Source organism: Asticcacaulis aquihabitans (genome assembly GCF_032490435.1).
GTDB lineage: Bacteria > Pseudomonadota > Alphaproteobacteria > Caulobacterales > Caulobacteraceae > Asticcacaulis.
Genome location: NZ_JAVGWM010000001.1, coordinates 603,639 through 625,904, shown reverse-complemented (window position 1 = coordinate 625,904; position 22,266 = coordinate 603,639). Strand labels below are relative to the sequence as shown.

Annotated in this window: 24 protein-coding genes and 1 riboswitch; of the genes, 13 read left to right on the top strand and 11 right to left on the bottom strand. The window is 60.9% G+C overall.

What is annotated here, in order from left to right:
• The first annotated feature begins 1 nt into the window (after position 1).
• Positions 2–328 carry a TFIIB-type zinc ribbon-containing protein gene (locus RCJ00_RS03100; protein ID WP_316220212.1) on the top strand — a complete coding sequence of 109 codons (327 nt, stop codon included), beginning with the start codon at positions 2–4 and terminating at the stop codon, positions 326–328.
• A 4-nt stretch (positions 329–332) separates the two neighbouring features.
• Here the strand turns inward: RCJ00_RS03100 and rnhA are convergent, their stop codons facing one another.
• Together rnhA and ispH are read right to left on the bottom strand one after the other, a co-directional pair.
• A complete protein-coding gene (gene rnhA / locus RCJ00_RS03095; RefSeq protein WP_316220211.1) occupies positions 333–791 on the bottom strand; it encodes a ribonuclease HI in 459 nt (152 codons plus the stop codon).
• On the bottom strand, positions 791–1,744 hold the full coding sequence (gene ispH, locus RCJ00_RS03090; RefSeq protein ID WP_316221082.1) for a 4-hydroxy-3-methylbut-2-enyl diphosphate reductase: 954 nt from the start codon (positions 1,742–1,744) through the stop codon (positions 791–793). The genes rnhA and ispH overlap by 1 nt, the downstream gene beginning before the upstream one ends.
• A gap of 226 nt (positions 1,745–1,970) precedes the next feature.
• Here ispH and RCJ00_RS03085 point away from each other — a divergent pair, with 226 nt between their 5' ends.
• The 12 genes from RCJ00_RS03085 (at position 1,971) to RCJ00_RS03030 (ending at position 13,630) form a co-directional block, all read left to right on the top strand.
• Entirely contained in the window at positions 1,971–2,636 is a 666-nt protein-coding gene (locus RCJ00_RS03085) for a Tat pathway signal sequence domain protein (protein WP_316220209.1), read from the top strand.
• A 91-nt stretch (positions 2,637–2,727) separates the two neighbouring features.
• On the top strand, positions 2,728–4,521 hold the full coding sequence (argS, locus tag RCJ00_RS03080; protein ID WP_316220207.1) for an arginine--tRNA ligase: 1,794 nt from the start codon (positions 2,728–2,730) through the stop codon (positions 4,519–4,521).
• A gap of 478 nt (positions 4,522–4,999) precedes the next feature.
• Positions 5,000–5,731 carry an NYN domain-containing protein gene (locus tag RCJ00_RS03075; RefSeq protein ID WP_316220205.1) on the top strand — a complete coding sequence of 244 codons (732 nt, stop codon included), beginning with the start codon at positions 5,000–5,002 and terminating at the stop codon, positions 5,729–5,731.
• Positions 5,724–6,161 (top strand): hypothetical protein, encoded by a 438-nt coding sequence (locus RCJ00_RS03070; protein WP_316220203.1) that lies wholly within the window; start codon positions 5,724–5,726, stop codon positions 6,159–6,161. Before RCJ00_RS03075 ends, RCJ00_RS03070 begins: the two co-directional genes overlap by 8 nt.
• 95 nt (positions 6,162–6,256) lie before the next feature.
• A riboswitch (glycine riboswitch) is annotated at positions 6,257–6,345 on the top strand.
• 106 nt (positions 6,346–6,451) lie between these two features.
• The gene (gene gcvT / locus RCJ00_RS03065; protein WP_316220202.1) at positions 6,452–7,585 is read left to right on the top strand and encodes a glycine cleavage system aminomethyltransferase GcvT; all 1,134 of its coding nucleotides are present in this window, start codon (positions 6,452–6,454) and stop codon (positions 7,583–7,585) included.
• Between the two features lie 4 nt (positions 7,586–7,589).
• Positions 7,590–7,955, top strand: coding sequence for a glycine cleavage system protein GcvH (gene gcvH / locus RCJ00_RS03060; RefSeq protein ID WP_316220201.1), 366 nt, complete (start codon positions 7,590–7,592; stop codon positions 7,953–7,955).
• A 69-nt stretch (positions 7,956–8,024) separates the two neighbouring features.
• Complete coding sequence (gcvPA, locus tag RCJ00_RS03055) at positions 8,025–9,365, top strand: aminomethyl-transferring glycine dehydrogenase subunit GcvPA (protein ID WP_316220199.1); 1,341 nt, start codon at positions 8,025–8,027, stop codon at positions 9,363–9,365.
• 17 nt (positions 9,366–9,382) lie between these two features.
• Complete coding sequence (gene gcvPB / locus RCJ00_RS03050; protein ID WP_316221081.1) at positions 9,383–10,915, top strand: aminomethyl-transferring glycine dehydrogenase subunit GcvPB; 1,533 nt, start codon at positions 9,383–9,385, stop codon at positions 10,913–10,915.
• Positions 10,916–11,015: 100 nt separating this feature from the next.
• Positions 11,016–11,390 carry a hypothetical protein gene (locus RCJ00_RS03045; RefSeq protein ID WP_316220197.1) on the top strand — a complete coding sequence of 125 codons (375 nt, stop codon included), beginning with the start codon at positions 11,016–11,018 and terminating at the stop codon, positions 11,388–11,390.
• A gap of 273 nt (positions 11,391–11,663) precedes the next feature.
• A complete protein-coding gene (locus tag RCJ00_RS03040; protein ID WP_316220196.1) occupies positions 11,664–12,116 on the top strand; it encodes a hypothetical protein in 453 nt (150 codons plus the stop codon).
• 97 nt (positions 12,117–12,213) lie between these two features.
• A complete protein-coding gene (locus RCJ00_RS03035; RefSeq protein ID WP_316220195.1) occupies positions 12,214–12,615 on the top strand; it encodes a hypothetical protein in 402 nt (133 codons plus the stop codon).
• 49 nt (positions 12,616–12,664) lie between these two features.
• Positions 12,665–13,630: a cation diffusion facilitator family transporter gene (locus RCJ00_RS03030; RefSeq protein WP_316220193.1), complete on the top strand. Its 966-nt coding sequence runs from the start codon at positions 12,665–12,667 to the stop codon at positions 13,628–13,630.
• Between the two features lie 50 nt (positions 13,631–13,680).
• On the opposite strand, the gene RCJ00_RS03025 is transcribed toward RCJ00_RS03030, so the two are convergent.
• The 9 genes from RCJ00_RS03025 to RCJ00_RS02985 all read right to left on the bottom strand — a co-directional run bounded on the left by RCJ00_RS03025 (position 13,681) and on the right by RCJ00_RS02985 (position 22,231).
• Entirely contained in the window at positions 13,681–14,172 is a 492-nt protein-coding gene (locus tag RCJ00_RS03025) for a F0F1 ATP synthase subunit B family protein (protein WP_316220191.1), read from the bottom strand.
• Between the two features lie 4 nt (positions 14,173–14,176).
• Positions 14,177–14,851: a F0F1 ATP synthase subunit B family protein gene (locus tag RCJ00_RS03020; RefSeq protein WP_316220190.1), complete on the bottom strand. Its 675-nt coding sequence runs from the start codon at positions 14,849–14,851 to the stop codon at positions 14,177–14,179.
• Between the two features lie 63 nt (positions 14,852–14,914).
• Positions 14,915–15,172: a F0F1 ATP synthase subunit C gene (locus RCJ00_RS03015; RefSeq protein ID WP_316220188.1), complete on the bottom strand. Its 258-nt coding sequence runs from the start codon at positions 15,170–15,172 to the stop codon at positions 14,915–14,917.
• 46 nt (positions 15,173–15,218) lie between these two features.
• Positions 15,219–15,980, bottom strand: coding sequence for a F0F1 ATP synthase subunit A (locus RCJ00_RS03010; protein WP_316220186.1), 762 nt, complete (start codon positions 15,978–15,980; stop codon positions 15,219–15,221).
• Positions 15,981–16,042: 62 nt separating this feature from the next.
• A complete protein-coding gene (locus tag RCJ00_RS03005) occupies positions 16,043–16,339 on the bottom strand; it encodes an AtpZ/AtpI family protein (RefSeq protein WP_316220184.1) in 297 nt (98 codons plus the stop codon).
• A 289-nt stretch (positions 16,340–16,628) separates the two neighbouring features.
• Complete coding sequence (smc, locus tag RCJ00_RS03000; protein ID WP_316220183.1) at positions 16,629–20,102, bottom strand: chromosome segregation protein SMC; 3,474 nt, start codon at positions 20,100–20,102, stop codon at positions 16,629–16,631.
• Positions 20,103–20,235: 133 nt separating this feature from the next.
• Positions 20,236–20,952, bottom strand: coding sequence for a thioredoxin domain-containing protein (locus tag RCJ00_RS02995; RefSeq protein ID WP_316220181.1), 717 nt, complete (start codon positions 20,950–20,952; stop codon positions 20,236–20,238).
• 1 nt (position 20,953) lies between these two features.
• Positions 20,954–21,574, bottom strand: a complete 621-nt coding sequence (locus tag RCJ00_RS02990; RefSeq protein WP_316220179.1) for a DsbA family protein — start codon at positions 21,572–21,574, stop codon at positions 20,954–20,956.
• A 9-nt stretch (positions 21,575–21,583) separates the two neighbouring features.
• The gene (locus RCJ00_RS02985; RefSeq protein WP_316220178.1) at positions 21,584–22,231 is read right to left on the bottom strand and encodes a DsbA family protein; all 648 of its coding nucleotides are present in this window, start codon (positions 22,229–22,231) and stop codon (positions 21,584–21,586) included.
• Positions 22,232–22,266: the final 35 nt, after the last annotated feature.

The window sequence follows — 22,266 nt, the reverse complement described above, 5'->3', positions numbered from 1 at the left end:
CATGTCCGCCTTGATCTGTCCCGTCTGCAAGGGTGCCTTTCGTGAAGTCATTCGCGAAGGCATATTGATCGACGTCTGCACGCAATGCCAGGGTGTGTGGCTGGACCGCGGCGAACTGGAAAAACTGATCTCCCTGACGCAGGACTCCAAGGAAATTCCGTTGCCGCCACCACTCCAGCCCCGCCCGCAGTCGCAGCAAACCTATCGCCGCGATCATGACGATGACGACGAGCGCCGCTATGAATCGCGTGATCAGTATGACAAATACGGTCGCAAGAAGAAAAAGAAAGGCTTCGACCTGTCGGATATTTTCGACTTCGGCGATTGAGGCCCTAAGCGCGCTGGCGGGCTTCGGCTATGCCCTTGTTGGCCAACTGGTCGGCGCGCTCATTCATTTCATTGCCCGCGTGGCCCTTCACCCAAATCCATTTGATTTTGTGCGGTTGGCACGCGGCATCCAGACGTATCCACAGGTCGTCATTCTTGACCGGCTTCTTGTCGGCGGTTTTCCATCCGCGCGCCTTCCAGCCGCGAATCCATTCGGTCATGCCTTTGAGCACATACTGGCTGTCGATATAGAGCTTCACATCGCACGGCTTTTTGAGCGCTTCCAGCCCGGCAATGGCTGCCATCAATTCCATGCGGTTATTGGTCGTTGACGGCTCGTAGCCGTACAATTCCTTTTCGTGCAGACCCGACATCAGGATACAACCCCAGCCGCCCGGGCCGGGATTTCCCTTGCACGCGCCGTCAGTATAAAGCGTCACGTGCGCGCGTGGCGTCCCGCTCATCAGGCAACGGCTTTCGGCAGCTTGAACGTCACGGTTTCACGCACGCCATTGCTTTCGATCACCTCGGCGTCGAAGCGCGCCGACACGGCCGCCACCAACCCCTCGATCAGGTTTTCCGGCGCCGATGCGCCCGCCGATATGCCCAACGTCCTGACATTTTCGAACCACGTCCAATCGACGAACGAGGCATCATCGACCAGGTAGGCGGCCTTGGCCCCGGCGCGCAGGGCGACCTCGACCAGGCGCTGCGAATTGGATGACTTGGCTGAGCCGATGACCAGCACCAGATCGCAATCGCCGGAGACCTGCTTGACCGCGTCCTGACGGTTGGTGGTCGCGTAGCAGATATCTTCCTTATGCGGCACCTTGATAGCCGGAAAACGAGCCTGCAAGGCGCTGACGATTTCGGCCGTGTCATCGACCGACAGGGTGGTCTGGGTGACGAAGGCCAGGTTTTCCGGGTCGACCGGAACGAACTGGCGCGCCTGTTCGACCGTTTCGATCAGCTTGACCGTGCCCGGTGGCAATTGCCCCATGGTGCCAATGACTTCCGGGTGGCCGGCGTGGCCGATCAGGATGATTTCGCGCCCTTCGTCGTGATGGCGCTCGGCCTCGACATGGACCTTGGACACGAGCGGGCAGGTGGCGTCGAGGAAGAACATCTGGCGGTCGCGCGCTTCCGCCGGCACGGATTTGGGAACGCCATGCGCCGAAAAGACAACCGGACGGTCCGGCGGACACTGCTCCAGCTCCTTGACGAAAATGGCGCCCAGCGCCTTCAGCCGGTCGACGACGTGCTTGTTGTGCACGATCTCGTGGCGGACATAGACCGGCGCGCCGTAACGCTCTAGCGCACGTTCGACGATCTGGATGGCGCGGTCAACGCCGGCGCAAAAGCCGCGCGGCGTGGCGAGGTAGACTTTCAAGGGAGCGGAACTCATGTCCTGACACATAATCATTTTCGTGCCGCATGGGAATACGCCGCGCCAACTATTGCCGAGCAATCGGTGGACGCGTGGCAAGGGGCGGCATCAACAAGTCACAGGTGATGAACTTCCGCCGCACTTTGGCCGCAACTGCTCCATAAAACCCTTTGAAAAGTGAAATCGAGGCGCTACACATCCTTAACCGATGCGCGCCGCGCTTCGCTCGACCGATTTCTTTGGGGATTTCTCGCCTATGTCCGTTGTTTTGCGTCGTATTCTGGCAGGGGTTTGCCTGGGCGTTTTCCTCAATGCCGGCGCCATGGCCGCGCTGGCTCAGCAGCAGCAAGGCGCCGATGACGACAGCGATACGGCTGCCAAGAAGGCCAAGAAGGACGAAGAGTGGGGTGATCGCTCCCTGCGTCTGAAGGCCGTAAAGGCCGAAGGCCCCTGTCCCTACGTAAAGGTGTTGTACGACGCCGCCCGCTACCACGAATTCAAGGACGACAAGGAAACGACCTCGGCCGCGCAATGGACCGGCGAGATCAACGGCATCGAATCGGAATGCGCCTATAAGGGCACCGATCCGATCCAGGTCGGCATGGATATCAGCTTCTCGCTGGGCCGCGGGCCGCAAGCCGACGGCCAGACCAAGGTTTACAAGTATTGGGTCGCCGTCACCGAACGCGACTCGGCGGTTTTGGCCAAGCAGGAATTCGAACTGCCGGTTACCTTCGCGCCAGGCCAGGACCGGGTGGATCTGAATACCCGTCTTCAGGGCATCTATATTCCGCGCAAGGATATTTCGGTGTCCGGCTCCAACTTCGAAGTCCTCGTCGGGTTTGAAGTCACGCCGCAGATGGCCGCCTTCAACCGCGAAGGCAAGCACTTCCGCTATGTCACCAATGCGGAACAGAAGTAGAGCCTGAAGAACCGTGTCCTGAAGAACTAGGACTTGAAACAGGCAGGCGGCGTGGCGTAAGAGCGGGGACGATTTGTACCCGGATAGACACATGCCCGCCTTCACCGAAGCCTTCACCGATACCCACGATTTCAAGACGCAGTTGAGCGACAGCGCCCAGGCTGCCTTTGTCGCCGAAGGGTTTGACGCCTCGGCGGGTCGCGTGAACGCGTCGGACCGTCCGGATCTGGCCGATTTTCAGTGTAACGGCGCGCTGGCCGTCGCCAAGGCGGCCAAGGCCAATCCCCGCGAGGTGGCGGGCAAGATCGTTAGCCATTTCGCCGACGATGCGCGCCTGTCCAAACTCGAAATCGCCGGGCCGGGCTTTTTGAATTTCACCCTGTCTAAGGACGCCCTGTCCGACCGCGCCAATGTGCTGGCCGGCGATGCGCGTCTCGGGGCACCCAAGGTGGCGCAAAAGCGCAAGATCATCATCGATTTCGGCGGCCCGAACGTCGCCAAGCCAATGCATGTCGGCCATCTGCGCACCGCCGTCATCGGCGAAAGCCTGAAACGCATCCTGCGCTTCCTCGGCGACGAGGTCATGGGTGACGCCCATTTCGGCGATTGGGGCTATCAGATGGGGCTGCTCATCGTCGCCGTGTCGGACGAACAACCCGATCTGCCCTATTTTGACGCCGATTACACTGGTGACTATCCCACCGACGCGCCGGTCTCGCTCGACGACCTGGAACGCCTCTATCCGCTGGCCTCCAATAAGGGCAAGGCTGACGAAGCCTACCGCGACCGCGCCAAGAAGGCGACGCGCGAATTGCAGCAGGGCCGCCGAGGCTACCGCGCGCTGTGGCAGCATTTCGTGACGGTCAGCCGCACCGCCCTGATCCGCGACTATGGCGCGCTCAGTGTCGAATTCGACTGGTGGAAGGGCGAAAGCGACGCCGACCCCTTTATCGAAGGCATGATCGCCGACCTGAAAGCCAAGGGCCTGCTGGAGGCCGATCAGGGGGCGCAGATCGTTCGCGTGGCGAAGCCCGATGACAAGAAGGACGTGCCACCATTGCTCGTCGTGTCGTCGGAAGGCTCGTCCATGTACGGCACGACCGACCTGGCCACCATCGTCCAGCGCAAGACCGAATATCAGCCGGACCTGACCCTCTATATCGTCGATCAGCGCCAATCCGACCACTTCGAACAGGTCTTCCGCGCCGCCTATCTGGCCGGCTATGCCCACGAAGGCCAATTGGAACATGCCGCCAACGGGACGGTCAACGGCACGGACGGCAAGCCGTTCAAAACGCGCGACGGCGGGACGCTGAAACTGCATGACCTGATTTCACAGGCGGAGGAAAAGGCCACGGCACGCTTGCATGAAGCCGGCCTGGGAGAGGGCCTGTCCGAAGCGGCCTTCGCCGACACCGCGCATAAGGTCGCTATCGCTGCGCTCAAATTCGCCGAACTGAGCAACCACCGCCTGACCAACTATATCTTCGACCTCGACCGCTTTATGAGTTTCGAAGGCAAGACGGGGCCGTATCTGCTGTATCAGGCGGTGCGTATGAAATCGATCCTGCGCAAGGCGGTCGATCAGGGCGTCGCCGCCGGTGCGATTACGGTTGGCGAAGCGGCGGAACGCGAACTCGTCCTGCTGCTCGACGGCTTCGACAATGCCTTGAAGGAAACCTACTTGAAGCGCGCGCCGAACATTCTGGCCGACCATGTCTATAAGCTGGCTCAGGGCTTCTCGAAATTCTACGCCGCCTGTCCGGTCCTTGTGGGTGACGACGCGGGCATCAAGGCATCACGTCTGGCCCTGGTCAGTCTGACCTTGCGGCAATTGGAACTGGGTCTTGACCTGATGGGCCTGTCCTCACCGGAACAGATGTAGGCCAGCAGGAGAGGGCTTACACGCCGTCTCCTCTTATGGCTTACCCTATCATATTTACACATATCGGCGTCGGAATTGCTGTTCACTTATACCGCCCTGCTTGCGGGGCGGGGGACTGCACGAAGCGCGCCGCACTGACGGAACATATTCAAGTACTTTCGTTTCCTTCGCGCAAGATGTGGTGGTGGGGGCCTTACGGGCATCTCGAAATACATTGAACAGACTATTGCTAGGGGCCACCTGGGGATTGCGTGTCAGGCGAAGCAAGTCCCCCACCACCACATCTCGCCAGCGTAAACGCTGTCTCGTGCGGTCCCCCGCCCCACAGGTGGGGCGGTATAAGGCACGGTCATCGGTCGCTTTTCGTGTTTTCCATCTTTTCGGGAGCGAGCCATGCTGGCCACCTGCGTAAAACCTGCTGACAAACGCCCGGACTTGCGCTTAACTGTTACCGAAGCGTTAACGGGTGGTGTTGGGTATGTCCAAGGGGCGGGAGACAGGTTCGGAAGGCGGCTTCGTCTGGCCGTTTTTCCGCAAACGCGCCGCCTTCTATTATGACGGCTTCAATCTCTATCACGCCGTCGACGCCTATAAACGCCCTTACCTGAAATGGCTGAACCTGAAAGCGCTCGGCCGCGCCATCGCGCCGTCGTCCGAAGTGGTCAAACGGGTCGTTTGGTGCTCCGCCTTTTCCCCGACCCACAGATCCAAGCTCAAGCGCCACGAAGACTATATGAAGGCCTTGAAAGGGCAGGGGGTCATTTGCCGGATGGGGCACTTTGTCCATGCCATGGACGGCTGCAATGCCTGCGGCCATAAATGGCAGGTAGCGGTCGAAAAGCAGGGCGATGTCAATCTGGCCCTCTCCATAGCCGCCGATGCCGAAGACGATCTCTTCGACGTCTGCTACCTCGTCACGGCGGATGGCGATCATGCGGCGACGGCGCGATACCTAAAGGAGCGCTTTCCGAAGAAGACACTGGTTCTGGTGACACCACCCGGGCGCTATCACAACCGTCATATCGAACGGATCGCTGACCGCTGCATCGATATCACCCCGGCGCATCTCGAAGCGTCCCTGCTGCCGCAGATGGCGAAGTACAAGACGCGTTTCCTGGGCAAGGGCGAGATGGTACCGCGTCCGGAGCTTTACGATCCGCCGCAAATGCGCGAAAAGGGGCATTTGAAGCTGATCGTCAACAATGGCTAAATCGTTCGACACCCGTCTGCATGACCTCCTGGCCACCCGCCTGACACCCGAAGGCCTGGCCGCCTTCGAAGCGCGCGGCGATGACGCCTGGCTGATCGGCGATCTCGATGACGACGCCGTAACGGACTTCTATATAGACGACATGATGACCTTGCTGGCCCTGTACGGCGTCAAACCGCCGGCGGAACAAAAGGTCAGCCCCTTCTGGTGGTTGTGGCCCGACAAATGTCTGGTCTATCGCGATTTCACCGTGGGCGAGTTGAAGACGCTGGTGCAAACCAAGACCTGGCCGGCCGACAGCTTCACCTACGAAGACGTGCCGGTCACGCAGAAGATCACCAGCCTGACCGTCATGCTGGTCTTCGCGGCGCTGGTCATAGGCATTGTAGCGCTGCTCGTCTTCTGGGCGGTACACTGGCTGAACAAATAGGTCGCAGTGGGGCGGGACTCACGCGGACGTGCACGGCGGAAACGATTTATACGCGACGGCTACCTTGACTCTTAACGCCGCCTGCCGCACAAGCGAAAAGACTCGCGGGAGAGAGTGCAGACTCGCACCGCCGAAGGCGCAACCGCCCCGGAAACGCTCAGGCAAAATGGACCGCTCGTCGCATTAAACGCTGGAAAGTAGGGCCTGACGGGCCTTCGCCGAAGGAGCAAATCTCTCAGGCCAAAAGGGACAGCGGGGGCAGAACGTATTCAAACCGTCTGCGAGCCCCCATGTCCGATTCCGAGCTACTCAAGAATACCCCGCTTTATGCCCAGCACACGGCGCTTGGCGGCCAGATGGTGCCGTTCGCCGGCTACAACATGCCTGTCAAATATGATGGCGTGCTGGCCGAACACAAATGGACCCGCGCCGAGGCAGGCCTCTTCGACGTGTCCCATATGGGCCAGGCGCGCTTGCATGGCGAAGGCGCCACCGCCGTGCTGGAAGCCTTGACGCCCGGCGATTTCGGCACCTTGGCGCAAGGCCGCCAGAAATATTCGCTGTTGCTGGCTGAAGACGGCGGCATCCTTGACGATTGGATGGTGTCGCGTCCGGAAGCCGAAGGCTATTTCCTGGTCGTAAATGCCGCCTGCAAGGATCAGGATTTCGATATCATCGCCGACTTCATCGCCAATGATGAAGCGGGCGCCGATGTCGAATTCGAAGTGCTGACCGACCGCGCCCTTCTGGCCCTGCAAGGTCCCAAGGCGAAGGACGTCATGAAAGAGCTGTGCCCCGCGGCCTGCGAGATGTATTTCATGGACTGCGGCACGTTCCAGCTTCTGGGCGAAGTCGCCTATATTTCCCGCTCCGGCTATACCGGCGAGGACGGCTTCGAAATCAGCTTCCCGGCCGACCGCGTCGGCGATCTGTGGGCCGAACTCCTGTCCAACCCCATCGTTAAGCCGATCGGCCTGGGCGCGCGCGATAGCCTGCGCCTCGAAGCTGGTATGCCGCTGTACGGCCATGAGATGGATGCCGGCTACACCCTGGCTGAAGCCAATCTCGGGTTCGCCATGAACAAGTCGCGCCTGACGCGCGGCGACATCCGGGGCATTGACCGCCTCAAGGCCCAGCTTGACGGTGGCCTGACGCGCGTTCGCGTCGCCCTGCGCGTGCTGGAAGGCCCGCCCGCCCGTGAAGGCGCCAAGATCCTGTCCGCCGATGGTGCCGAAATCGGTGTCGTCACATCGGGCGTGCCGTCGCCATCGCTCGGCTATTCCATCGCCATGGGCTTCGTGCCGCCGTCGTCTTCGGCCGTTGGCACCGCCCTCAAACTCGAAACGCGCGGCAAGTCCTACGCCGCCGAAGTCGTCGCCCTGCCGTTCGTTGCGAACGGCTACCACCGCAAGCCTAAGGGTTAAGAAAATGAAGTTCACCAAGGATCATGAATGGGTCGAAGTCACCGGTAACGAAGCCTTTGTCGGCATTACCGCCTACGCCGCCGAAGCGCTCGGCGATGTCGTCTTCGTTGAAGTGCCCGATGTCGGCAAGACCCTGAAAAAGGGTGACAGCTTCGCCGTGGTCGAAAGCGTCAAGGCCGCGTCCGACGTTTACGCCCCCGTGTCGGGCGAAGTCATCGAAGCCAATACCGACCTGTCGGGTGCGCCTGAAACCATCAATGCCGTTCCGGAAGCCGGTGGCTGGATCGCCAAGATCAAGCTGAGCGACGTCGCTGAACTGGACGCCCTGATGGATCGTGCCGCCTACGAAGATTACCTGTCGACCCTGTAAACCGGCGCCCGACGCCTCCGGCCCTCGCTCCGTCTCTGGGGCGAGGGGACCAAGAGTAGGATTAAGCCTATGAGATATCTCCCCTTGAGCAGCGGCGACCGCGCCGCCATGCTGGAAAAGATCGGCGTGGACAGCGTCGATGCCCTGTTCGTCGATGTGCCCCAGTTGGCACGCCGCACCGGAACGGTTGACCTGCCTAAGGTCGCGGGCGAACTGGAAGTCGAAGCGCAACTGACTGCCTTTGCCGAGCAAAACGTGTCACCGGCCAAGGTGCCCTTCTTCGTCGGGGCTGGCGCCTATCGCCACCATATCCCCGCCACCGTGGACCATATCATCCAGCGCTCGGAATTCCTGACCAGCTACACGCCGTACCAGCCGGAGATCGCGCAAGGCACGCTTCAGGTGCTGTTCGAGTTCCAGAGCCAAGTCGCGCGCCTCACCGGTATGCCGGTCGCCAACGCCTCGCTCTATGACGGCTCGACTGCTGCGGCCGAAAGCGTGCTCATGGCGACCCGTGTCACCAAGCGCAACAAGGCGGTCCTGTCGGGCGGTCTGCACCCCCATTACCGCGAAACCGTCGAAACCCTGGCGCACGCCGTCGGCATCGAAACCGAAGCCTGCGCCGTTGCCGTCGATGACGAAGCCGACGTGCTCAAGCATATCGACGCCAATACGGCCTGCGTCGTCGTCCAGACGCCGAACGTCTTCGGCACAGCCACCGATGTCAGCGAAATCGCCAAGGCCGCCCAGGCCGCCGGCGCGCTGCTGATCGTCGTCGTCACCGAAGTCATGTCGCTCGGCTTGTTGAAATCGCCCGGCGAAATGGGCGCCGATGTCGTGGCTGTCGAAGGTCAGTCGATCGGCGTGCCTTTGTCCTACGGCGGCCCCTATGTCGGTCTGTTCGCCGCCAAGGAAAAATACCTGCGCCAACTGCCCGGCCGTCTGTGCGGTGAAACGGTGGACGCCGATGGCGAACGTGGGTTCGTCCTGACCCTGTCCACCCGCGAACAGCATATCCGCCGCGACAAGGCGACCTCGAATATCTGCACCAATTCCGGCCTGTGTGCATTGGCCTTCTCGATTCATATGAGCCTGTTGGGCCAGGAAGGTCTCAAGCGCGTCGCCAAGATCAACTATGCCAAGGCGCACAAGGCAAAGGATGAACTGGTGGCTGCCGGATTCGACATCGTCACGCCGCGCTTCTTCAACGAATTTACCGTCAAGCTGCCCGTTGCCGCCCTCCCGGTGGTCGAGGCTCTGGCGGCGAAGAACGTGTTGGGTGGCGTGCCATTTGCCCGTCTTCAGGACGCGCCGGGTTTTGAAAATCACCTGATCGTCGCCGTCACCGAAACCGTATCCGATGGCGATATAGCCACCCTTGTCTCCGCTTTGAAGGAGGTCGCCCGATGAACGCCGAATCGCCCAAGATGAACACTGTCGGCCGGCCGTCTGCGCCGGAACTCGCCGTCGAAACCACCTCGTTCAAGAGTCTGCTCGGTGGTCGCGGCCTGCTCCAGTCGGAAAAGCTGATCTTCGAAAAGGACGACTATAGCCGCACGGGTGTCGATTTCGCCGATATCGAGATTGACGCCGCCGATCTGGATGGCCTGTTGCGCGACGACCTGTCCCTGCCGGGCCTGACCGAACCGGAAGCGATGCGTCACTATGTGCGCCTGTCGCAGAAGAACCACGCCATCGACCTGGCCCTCTATCCGCTTGGATCGTGCACCATGAAGCACAATCCACGCCTCAATGAAAAGATGGCGCGTTTGCCCGGTCTGGGCGACATCCATCCGCTCCAGCCGGTATCGACCGTCCAGGGCGCGCTGGCGCTGATGGATAGCCTGTCGCACTGGCTGAAGACCCTGACCGGCATGCCCGCCGTCGCCATTACGCCCAAGGCGGGCGCCCATGGCGAACTGTGTGGTTTGCTGACGATTAAGGCCGCGCACGAAGCCAAGGGGCAGGGGCATCGCCGCACCGTCTTGGTGCCGACCTCCGCCCACGGCACCAACCCCGCCACTGCGGCCTTTGTCGGCTATACGGTCAAGGAAGTGGCGCAAACCGCCGACGGCCGCGTCGATGTTGCCGACCTGGCGTCCAAGCTCGGGCCGGATGTGGCGGCCATCATGGTGACCAACCCGAACACCTGCGGCCTGTTTGAACGCGACGTCGTTGAGATCGCCCGCCTGACCCATGAGGCCGGCGCCTATTTCTACTGCGACGGCGCCAACTTCAATGCCATCGTTGGCCGGGTCCGCCCCGGCGACCTCGGTGTCGATGCCATGCACATCAACCTGCATAAGACCTTTTCGACGCCCCATGGCGGCGGCGGTCCCGGCGCGGGCCCTGTGGTTCTGTCTGAAGCTCTGGCACCGTACGCGCCCAAGCCTTGGGTCGTGGCGGGGACTGCCGGTTTCGAGATGCTGGAGCATGACGAAGGCGCGTCGTCGGCCAATTTCGGCCGCATGTGCGCCTTCCAAGGTCAGATGGGCATGTTCATCCGCGCCCTGACCTATATGCTCAGCCACGGTGCAGACGGTCTGAAGCAGGTGGCCGAGGACGCCGTCCTCAACGCCAACTACATCAAGGCATCGCTGCAGGACCTGATGAGTGTGCCGTTCCCCGACGGCCCGTGCATGCACGAAGCCCTGTTCGACGATCGCTGGCTGGAAGGCACCGACGTGACCACGCTCGACTTCGCCAAGGCCATGATCGACGAAGGCTTCCACCCGATGACCATGTACTTCCCGCTGGTCGTTCATGGCGCCATGCTGATCGAGCCGACCGAGACGGAATCCAAGGACGAACTGGATGGCTTCATCGCCGTCCTGCGCGCCCTGGCCGGTGCGGCCAAGGCAGGCGATGTGGCGCGCTTCAAAGGGGCACCGTATCTGGCTCCGGCCAAGCGGCTGGACGAAACCCGTGCCGCGCGGGCCCCGCGCCTAACTTATAGCTAATTCGCGATAACCACCTTTTTATCGCGCCACAGGCGAAGATGGGATGGACTTCTAATACAGTCCATCCCATCTGTATGTCATGACGGTGTTTTTTAAACTGATGATGACTCTATCGGGCGTCGTGCTTATGGTGCTGGGTGTTGTCATCGCGCCCTTGCCGGGGCCGTTCGGCGTGCCGGTCATGCTGTTGGGGCTTATTCTGCTGCTCAGGAGTTCGACCTGGGTAAAGCGGCAGTTCATGCGTCAGGTTCACGCCCATCCCAAATTATTGCGACCCCTGCGCGCCATGCTGCGGCCAGGCGCCAAGGTTGTCGCCATGATGTGGTTGCACACCCTGCGAATCGAGCGTCGTCTGCTGCCCCAAAATCGCCGTTTCATGTATCGCTTCCGGCATGAACTCAAAACGATTCTCGCCGGTCGCCGCAAGGCTCGGCCAAGGCCCGGTCACAGCTCTGGAAAACTCCTGTCATACTAAGTGATGGCTTGGGCGCACCTGCCATCACGCGCCACATCGTATCCTGACATTTCCTTGTCTATAAGGGATTTAAGGCATGTGTCGGCGGGTTTGCGACGTATGTGTACGGGGCGGTTTTCCGTTGGGGAAATTAATTTTCGTACACATTCATCTGATATTCAGCACACGCCTTTACATTGCCCTATTGTCTCTCCATATGGGGCATATCGCGGTGATTTGCTGCGGTGCAAAATCCAGAGTTTTGGGGACGAGACAAGGCGTCCGGTAACGATTATGTCCAGCGAACGTGGCGGTATTCCGCCGGAAAATTCAGTGGTTCAGCACAAGCCCGAAGGTGGCCGTAACTGGCGCGCCTATGCGCGTTCGGCTAAGCGCAGCCTTAAGCGCTTTTCCAAGAAGGTGCTGGGCTGGATTTTGATAGTGCTGGGCTTTATCTGCATGGCGGCTGGCTTCCTGCTGATCATCGTGCCCGGTCACTACTTCCTTGTCGTCGTTGGCCTCATCCTTGTCCTGCGGAACGCCTTCTGGGCGCGCCGCCAATTCATTCATTTAAAGCGCCGGCACCCCAACTGGGTCATGCCGCTGCGCAAGCTGCTCCGTCGTAACCCGCAGGTAGTCTCGGTCTTCTGGCAGCAGGTTCTCAAGTTCGAGCGGATGATCCTGCGCGGGAAGGGGCAATTGGTCGGCATGCGCCGCCGATTTCTCCGCAAGCCGCGCACGGTCTAAACGCAACAGATGATCAAGCCCTCCGGTCCCCCGGAGGGCTTTTTTGTATTCCGCATTGCCCATGCTACCTTGCGCGCGAAACGGGGCAGGGCAGGCGATGGCCAACGAAAAACTGCATATTTTGCTGCATCTCCTGGCGACAACATCGCCATTGGACATTTTCGCCGATCTGACGTTTGCCGCTAAGGTGGCAGTGTTTGTCGTCGCCATCGCTGCGATCTGCGGGATTGTGGTTTTCATTCGTCGCGATATTGGTATTTATTCCAAAGCACTGGCGACGTGCGGGCGAACTGGATTGTTGGCGAGTACCTTTGGTGCAGCTTACTCGGGCGTGAATGCCTATCTCGGTCTTGTCGGAAGCTCTAACCCCCATCAATTCAACGAGGTCGCGCGGGCGATCATTGTCGTAGCATATGTGTTGGTTCCAGGACTTATGGTCTGGCTTTTCGCGCATCTGAGCAATATCGGCGCGACAGCGCTTTACCGACACCCCGATTGATTTCTTATGCGCAAGGCGTCCACCGTACCTTCAATGGAATGGAGGCGGGATGGCCGCTAATTCAAAAACGGTGGTTTATGCAGCGCTGGCAGGCAACCTGCTGGTGGCGGCGACCAAGGGCGTCGCTGCGGCCCTGACCGGCTCTTCGGCCATGTTGTCGGAGGCGGTCCACAGCCTGGTCGATACCGGCAATGAAATCTTGCTTCTCTATGGCATGCACCGCTCTCACCGTAGGGCGGACGCGGCGCATCCGTTCGGCTACGGCCGGGAAATCTATTTCTGGAGCTTTATTGTCGCCCTCCTTATCTTCGCGGTGGGGGCAGGGGTGTCCGTCTATGAGGGTATAACCCATATCCAGGCCCCTGAGCCGATCGACCGGCCATGGATCAACTACGTCGTTCTAGGGCTGGCCCTGGTCTTTGAGGGCGGCTCCTGGTGGGTTGCGCTGAAGGCGTTCCGCGAGACCAAGGGCGATCAGAGCTACCTGGCTGCCATTACAAACAGCAAGGACCCGCCGAAGTTCATGGTTTTGCTGGAAGACACAGCCGCCCTGATCGGCATCGTCATCGCCCTTATCGGCACTTGGACGTCGGTGACCTTCCATGAGCCGCGCTTCGATGGCGTGGCTTCCATCCTGATCGGATGCGTCCTGGCTGCTGTCGCGGTATTTCTGGCGCGTGAAAGTAAAGGGCTGCTTATAGGCGAGCGGGCCGATCCGGCGACCCACGATGGCGTCGTGCGCATCGCCGAAGCCACGCCGGGTGTATTGCGCGTCAATGGCCTGCTGACCACCCAGATGTCGCCCAACGAAATTATCGGCGCCATGAGCCTGGAATTCGATGACAGTCTGAGCCTTACAGAGCTTGAGCGGCTGGTCAGTCGGATGGAAACCGAGGTCAGGGCCAGTTATCCGCAGATCACCTCTTTGTTCATCAAGCCGCAATCGCCCCAGATCTATGACGCTGCCCGCAAACGGATGGCCGCCCAGAACCAACTGGGCGACCCGTCATTATAAAAAAAAAGCCCGGAGCGAACTCCGGGCCTTATTTCAGGATGGTGAGCCGTTTAGTTGAAACGGCCTTCCAGTTGACCAATAGCCTTGTCGACCAGGGTGTCGGTCGTCGTCTTGGCAACGCGATCGAGCAGAACCTGTTCAGCCAGGTTCGCAGCCAGATCGGCAGCGGCCGCCTTGACTTCGGCGGCGGCACTGGACTCGGCCTGGGCGATCTTGCGTTCGGCCAGCTCCTCACGACGCTTGATCGTTTCTTCCAGCTTGCTACGGGCTTCAGCGGCCATGCGGACGGCTTCTTCCTCGGCGAACGCGATGATTTCGCGCGCCTTGGCTTCGGCTTGCTGGCGCTGGGCCTTGATGCTGTTGAGCAGGTCGGTCGCTTCCTGACGGATGCGAACGGCTTCGTCCAGTTCAGCACGAACGGCTTCGCCGCTGGCGCCCCACGATGACCAGATCTTGCCCGGCACGCCGGCAAAGATCAGGATGAGGACGAATACGCTCAGGGCAATACGAACCCAGAATTCGGCGTCTTGCAAAAGTTCCATCGGTCTAGACCTTTCCCAGCGCAGACTTGAGCGCAGCGGCGGTTGCCGCCTTGCCCGTCAGCTTTTCGACCAGAAGCGACGCCGTTTCCGAAGCGATATCGGCGACGTGGCCCATGGCTTCGTCACGCGCGGCACGGATACGAGCTTCGGCTTCGGCCAAACGCTTGCCGAGCTTTTCATCCTCGGCGGCGGTCGCTGCGGCGACCTCGGCGTTGGAGCGGGCGACAGCCTCGGCTGCCAGCTTGCGCGCGGCGGCGTGAGCTTCGGCGGTTTCGGCAGCGGCCTGCTTGGCCTGGGCTTCGGCTTCGTCGCGGTTGGCGCGCGCATTGGCCAGATCCTCGGCGATGGTGGCGCCACGGGTGTCGATCACCTTGCGGATGCGCGGCACGAAGACCTTTGACATCAGCAGCAGGAAGACGGCGAAGATGACCACGAGCCAGACGATCTGACCGGCCCAGTGATCTGTATTCAACTGCGGCAGACCGCCTTCACCGGCCTCATGATGTTCGCCGGCAGCCACCGTTTCAGTGGTCGCTGCGTGAACATCATGCGTCACGGCCTCGTTCGTGCCCGGCACCAGGGTCGCGACCGTGGTCACGCTGGGGTTTGCCGAGAAGGAAGCGCCGGATGCGTCCGTACCTTCAGTCGTAATGGCCTCCGGAGAGGTAGCGGCTGTCATAATATATCCTTGAGAACTTAGTACCGGCGCGGGGAATTCCGCGCCGGGGGCCAGTTTTCGAGATTACAGGGACGGCTTGTTGAAGAGGATCAGCAGCGCGATAACGAAGGCGAAGATGCCGAGGGCTTCGGTCAGCGCCATGCCGATGAAGAGGTTGGTTTGCTGCGTCTTGGCAGCCGACGGGTTACGCAGGGCGCCGACATAGTAGTTGCCGAACAGGATGCCGAGGCCGATACCGGCGCCGATCATGCCGAGGGTAGCCAGGCCAGCGCCGATGTACTTGAGGCCGCCAGCGATGAGGGTTGCAGATGCAGTGTCCATGGGGTGTAAACTCCGAGTTTGGATAGGGACTGATTGAAGTAGAAACTTAGTGGTGGCCGATATTGACCACGTCACTGAGATAAACGCAGGTCAAAACCGCGAACACGAAGGCTTGCAGGTAAGCGACCAGGAATTCGAGAGTCGTCAGGGCGACGATGGTGGACAGCGACAAAGCGCCGATGGCGTAACCGCCGATGCCCATGGCGAGGCCGGTGACGATGAAGCCGGCGAACACCTTCATGACGATGTGACCGCCCAGCATGTTGCCGAACAACCGGAGCGTCAGGGTGACGGGGCGCATGACGAAGGCGATGACTTCGATCGGCACCAGGACCAGAAGGATGTACCAGGGCACGCCCGACGGCACGAACATCTTGAAGAAGCCCAGGCCGTTGCGGATGAAGCCGACGCCGAGGACCAGGAGGATGGTCATGGCGGCCAGTGTCAGGGTGACGGCGATCTGCGAGGTGGCCGTGAAATAGGTGAACATACCGACGAGGTTACAGCTCAGGATGAACAGGAACAGGGTCAGCACGTAGGGCAGGAACTTGCGGCCTTCGTGACCGATGATCGAATCGGTCAGGTCGTCCATCAGGCCGAAAATGCTTTCGGCGACGACCTGGCCACGACCGGGGATGATGCTGGCGCGGGCGGTGGTCAGGGCGAAGAACAGCAGCGTCACGCCGACGGCGATCAGCATGGCCAGGACCGAATTGGTCAGCGACAGGTCGACATGGACACCGCCCACTTCGAAGACGGGCCCCTGGACGATGGTCTCAATCTTAAACTGGTGTAACGGATCGGCCATAAGCCCCAAAACCTCTTTAGACAATTTCAGCCCCAACCGGGGCGAACCAAATTCTTACAAAGCTACTTAGTATCCTGACCAGACCGGACGACCGCATAGACCGCCACAATCATGCCCAAAATACCACCGATGATAATCCCCCACGGACGCGTGTGGAGATATTCATCGCTGAGCCAGCCCAGTCCAAGACCGCCGAGAATACCCCCGATCAGTTCGCCGAGGGCTTGGTAGCCCTTATTGGCGCCGACTTCACCGCTGTAATCCGGCGTTTCACGCTTGCGCGCTTCGATCGCCTTCAGCCGTTTGTCGAGGTCGTTCAGTTCATCCTGATCCGACCTATCGGGTGGTTCATCTGTCACGTTCAGCACCTGGCAGGCGGAATAACGGGTTGCTATTCCGGCTTCGAACGGCGCGGAACCTACTCAGTTGAGTCTCAAAGGTCAAGCAATTGGGGCCGATAAAACGCATCCCCTTGAAAATAATCCGCAAACAGCGCTGTCATGAGATTTCATGCTTGTGTGTAGTGTAGCGCATCTCGGTGTTATAAAATCACTATTCGGGTATAGCTAAGAATAAAATCGTGCAAAATGCCGCTAATTGTTCGGATAGATTGGCGTGCGCTGCGGTATCATTCAACGCAGTGACGCTTTATGCCACGTTTTCAGCGACCAGGGCTTCCGCCTGCGACAGATCGACGCTGACCAGCTGCGATACGCCGCGCTCTGACATGGTGACGCCGAACAGGCGGTCCATGCGGGACATGGTAACCGGGTTGTGGGTGATGGCGATGAACCGCGTCTTTGTGCGGCCGCGCATTTCGGCCAGCAGGCGGCAATAGCGGTCGACATTGGCGTCATCGAGCGGGGCATCGACTTCGTCCAGCACGCACACCGGCGCCGGATTGGCCAGGAAGACGCCGAAAATCAACGCCGTAGCCGTCAGGGCCTGTTCTCCGCCGGACATCAGGCTCATGGTCGACAGGCGTTTGCCGGGCGGGCAGGCGAAGATTTCGAGGCCGGCTTCGAGCGGATCGTCCGATTCGACCAGCCGCAATTCAGCCGATCCGCCGTCGAACAGGGTGACGAAAAGCGTCTTGAAATGTTCATTGATGATTTCGAAGGCGGCCAGAAGCCGTTCGCGGCCTTCGGCATTCAACTCGTCGATGCCATCGCGTAGTTTAGCGATAGCGGTGGTCAGGTCAGACCGTTCCCGGCTGAGCGTATCCAGGCGGCCTTCATATTCGGTGGCTTCTTCTTCGGCGCGCAGATTGACGGCCCCCAACTGGTCGCGTTCGCGCTCCAGGCCGGACAGCAGCGATTCGGCCCCCGACGCGTCGGTGGGTGTGGCGATAGCCTCTTCCTTCAACCGCTTGCCCAGGTCGTCCGGCGATCCGCCGGTCTGGTCGAGAATCATCGCCTCGATTTCGCCGGCCTTGCCCTGAATGGCTTCCAGTCGGGCGGCGGCGCCGGCGCGTTCTTCACGGGCGCCGGAGGCTTCCTGTTCCAGAATGCGGACATTGATGTCGGCGTCCCGGCGGTCCGCTTCGGCGGCGTTCAGCTTGTCGCGCGCTTCATTGAGACGCTTTTCGGCGGTTTGCAGCGAATCGACCAGAGCGATGCGTTTGCTTTCGAACTTGCGTGGTGCCGACTGGGCGGTCTCCAGCGCGACGCGCGCCGTCTCCTGATCCCTTTCCAGCTTCAGCAGCCGCGCGGCGGAGTCCTGGGTGCGGCGCGACCATTCTGTCAGTTCGCGCGTCAATGTCCGTTCGCGGCCTTCGCGCGCCTGGCGGTCGCGGATATCCTGGTCCAGGTCGGCACGCGCCCGCATGACAGCCTGGCGGTAGGTGTCGGCTTCGGCGCGGGCGGCGTTCATACGGGCCTTCATGCCCTCTGTATCCAGGGCGTCGGACTGTGCGGCAAGCAATGTATCATAGGCTGCCTTGGCTTCCGCCTGTTCACCGGCGAGACGGGCGAGGGTGGCCTCCAGCCCTTCGAGGCGCGCTTCGAACTGGGTTTGGGCACGCAGGCGCTCATCTAGCGCGGTCTGGCGTGAACGAACCGCGCGTTCCAGATCGGGCAGGCGATTGCGGGCGGCCCGCAGGGCATCTTCGTGGCTACGTTGGGCGTTCGCCGCATCGGCCTGCGCGCTCTGGGCGGCGACAAGCCTGGGCTTCAGCGCGTCGATTTCCGTTTCCAGCTCATCGTGACGGGTTCGTTGGGCCAGTCGTACGGCGGCGGGCTTCGGTGCCTTGGCGCGCACGATCAGCCCGTCCCAGCGCCACAGGTCGCCCTCACGCGACACGAGCCGGCCACCGATCGGCAGCAAGCTTTGCAGCCGGTCTCCGTCCTCGCGCGATACGATGCCGACGGTCGATAAACGCAGGCTAAGTGCTGCCGGCGCACGGACGTGATCGCTCAGCGGTGTCACACCCAACGCGGCCATGTCGATGCGCTGGGCACGGCTTTCGAAGTCCTCGCTCCAGAAGGCCAGGGCGCTTTGCACATCCTTTTTCGACAGGCTGAGATTAAGGTCGTCGCCCAGAGCGGCGGCCAGGGCCAGTTCATAGCCCTTGTCCGAGCGTACCTGGTCGAGGACAGGGACGCCGTCCTTGCGATTGCCCGCCAATATCTGCGACAGACCGCGCGCCTCGGCCGTCAGTCGGCCAAGCTGGTCTTCGATGTCGCGGGCGGTTTTGCGTGCCTGGGCCTCGGCATTGATCAGGGCCACACGGCCGGCATCGAGGTCTTCGACGGTCTTGCGGCCTGCGTCGAGATCGGCCTGCGCCTGCACCGCCTGGGCTTTCAGGCCCTCGACCGCGCCATAGTCGAAGCTGCCCAAGGCCTTGCGGTCATTCTGCGCCGCTTGGAGCTGAGCGTTCAGGCGGTCGAAGCGCGATTTGGCTTCGGTCAGACGCGCGGCCTCCAGCCTTGCGCGCTCGACCACCGCCGCCTGCTCAGCGGCCACGATTTCAATGGCGTGATCCGCCTTGACCCGCTTGGCTTCGGCCGCTTCGACCGCCGCTTTTAGTTCCGGTTCGCGTGACGGTGCGGCGGCGATCTCTTCCTGGACCCGGGCCAATCCCGATTGCAGCCGTTCGACCTGCACCGAGCCGTCCGACGACAGATCGACTTCGCGCTGGAAATCGGCCCTGAGCCGGGCAATGTCGCCTTTCAGCCGCTCGATCTCCGAGGCGGCTTGCTTTTCTTCGAGGTCGAGCCGCTCCTTTTCGATATTCAGGCGGTGATTGACCGTGGCGGCGACGGCTTCTTCCTCACGCAGCGGCGGGATGATTTCGGCGGCCTTGAGCGCCGCGGTCTGGCCGACGGATGCGGCGCGGGTCGTGGCTTCGACGCGGGCCGACTGGGCCTGCATGTCGCTGACCGCACCTTCCAGAAGGGCGCGGACCTCCAGCCATTTGGCGTGCAGGATCGCCTTTTGCAGGGCGCGGATTTCGGCGGAAATCTTCTTGTACTTGTCGGCCTGGCGCGCCTCGCGTTTCAGCCGCGACAGGGCCGAATCCAGTTCGCGGGCGATGTCGTCCAGCCGCGATAGGTTCTGTTCCGCCGCCGACAGACGCAGTTCGGCTTCGTGACGGCGGGTATGCAGTCCCGAAACACCGCCCGCTTCTTCGAGCACGCGCCGCCGGTTTTGCGGCTTGGCGGCGATCAGTTCGGAAATCTGGCCCTGGCGGACAAGGGCCGGTGAGTTGGCGCCGGTCGAAGCGTCGGCAAACAATAGCTGTACGTCGCGGGCGCGCACTTCCTTGCCGTTGATGCGGTAAGACGACCCTGCGCCACGATCGATGCGGCGGGCGACGTCGAGCACCGGCTGGTCGGTGAAGGGCTGGGGCGCCAGACGTTCGGCATTGTCGATGGTAAGCGTAACTTCGGCCCAGTTACGCGATGGCCGCTTATCCGATCCCGCGAAAATGACATCGTCCATGCCGGCGCCGCGCATGGCCTTGGCCGAGGTCGCGCCCATCACCCAGCGCAAGGCTTCCAACAGGTTCGACTTGCCGCACCCGTTCGGTCCGACAATGCCGGTCAGGCCTGGATCGATGCGAAACTCGGTCGCATCGACGAAGGACTTGAAACCCGAAAGCTTGATCTTCTGAAACTGCAAAGGTGGGCCCAATTCGCCTTTTTGGCGCGCAATGACGATTCTTCCACCTTCATAGCACGAAGGCGGGCGTCAAGACACTTTGCGGGAAAGGGCGATGATTTCTGTGGACAGGGGCCGGGTAGGTCAGGTTGAGCTATTTCGATGCGTCGGCGATGGCGGCTTCCACATCCTTCATTTCATAGGTGTTGACACGTTTGCCATTGACGAAGAAGGTCGGCGTGCCGCGCACCCCATCTGCCGTCATATGGGCGCGCATATTGTTCATGAAGTTGCTGAACCCCGGACCGTCCATGATACAGGCGTCGATGGCTGCCTTTGACATGCCGGTCTTTGCGGTCACATCGGCGAAAACGGTACCGATCTGGTGGCTGCCGTAATAGGTATCCTGACCCTCGAAGAAGGCATGAACGACCGTGAAATAGGGCGTCGCGTCGGCGGGCGTCTTGCTCTGGGCGACGGCGCAGCGACCGACCAGGAAGGCTGACAGGGCGTATTGCTGGGGCTCGGTCAGGACCTCACGGAAGATGTAGCGGACCTTTCCGGTCGCCAGGTATTTCTGTTCGAAGGTCGCCCAGTTTTCCTTGTTCCAGTCCGCGCAGTGCGGGCATGAGGCGGAGGCATATTCGATAACAGTCACAGGCGCATTGGGGTTGCCCAGACTCATATCGGGCAAGAGGCCGGGAGCGGTCGCCGGAATAACGGCGGCGGGAATGGCTGCCTTTTTCATAACCGCCTGTTTCACAACCGCCTGGGCGGCTGGCTTTGGGGCCGGTTTATGGGCGGGCGTCGCCGCTAAAGCCTGTCCCGCTATGAGCCCAAAGGCGATGACCGCCATCCCCAGACGCTTCATATTATTTGCCTTCCAGCAGCGGTTTAAAGGCTGCGTCGAAATCGGCGATCGTGCCGGTCTTGCGTTCGAATTTCTTGCCATTGATGAAGAAGGTCGGCGTGCCTTCGACGCCGTCTTCCTTCAGGTACTTGTCGACATTGTTCTGAATGCGCTCAAGCCCCTTGGGGTCGGTGACGCATTTGTTGAATTCCTTCTCCGTCAAGCCGACAGACTTGGCGATGCGCTGAAGGACCGGCAAGGCATTGGTGGTGGTGCCGTCGCCGAACATCTCCTGCTGGGACCGCATGATGGCGTCATTGACCTTGAAATAGTTGGCCTTGCCCGAGCAGCGGGCGAGCAGGATGCCGGCGGCTGAGATGTCGCGCGGTTCGGTGAGGAATTCGCGGTAGACATAGCGGATCTTGCCCGGTGTGATGTACTTGGCCATCAATTCAGGCATGACGTCCTTGTTGAACTCAGCGCAGTGTGCGCAGGTCACCGAGGCATATTCGATCAGCGTAACCTTGGCATTATCCGGCCCCAGGCTCACATCGCCGTCACCGACAGGCGACACCTTGCTGCCGCAGCCGGCCATGAGGAGCAGGGCGCCGACACCGGCGATTTTCAGTAACGTCTTCAACATGGGAGGTCCTTACTTGCCGGCCAGCAGGGGTTTGAAAGCGGCGTCGAAATCGGCGATCGTGCCTTCTTTCAAGGTCAGCTTCTTACCGTTGGCAAAGAAGGTCGGCGTGCCGGTGATGCCATCCTTGGTGAGGTATTGTTCATTGATGTCGCTCAGGCGTTTGAGCGCGGCCTGATCGGTGATGCACTTGTCGAAATCGGCTTCGGACAGGCCGACGGACTGGGCGATGTTGAGCAGGACCGGGCGCGCGTTCTGGTCGTTCTCACCCGTGACATACATCTGCTTCTGGCCGGCCATGACGGCATCGATGACCTTGAAATACTTGTCCTTGCCGGCGCATTCAGCCAGACGGTGCCCCGCGGCGGCAACCGTGGGCGCGCCCGTCATCATAGGACGGTAGACATAGCGTACCTTGCCAGTATCGATATACTTGGCCTTCAAATCCGGCATGACCGTTTCGTTGACGTGGGCGCAGATGGGGCAGGCGACCGAGGCATATTCGATCAAGGTGATGGGCGCATTGGCCTGGCCCATCGACATTTCATCGGCCCCCACCGTGCTGGTCGACGCGGTTTTGCTGCATCCCGTCAGCAGCGCCAGGCCGAGGACAGTCGCACCGGCAAAAGCGCCGCAGGATTTAACGGAAAGAGTTTGCATTATCTTAGCCCCGGAACATGTCTGGTTGCGTCCGA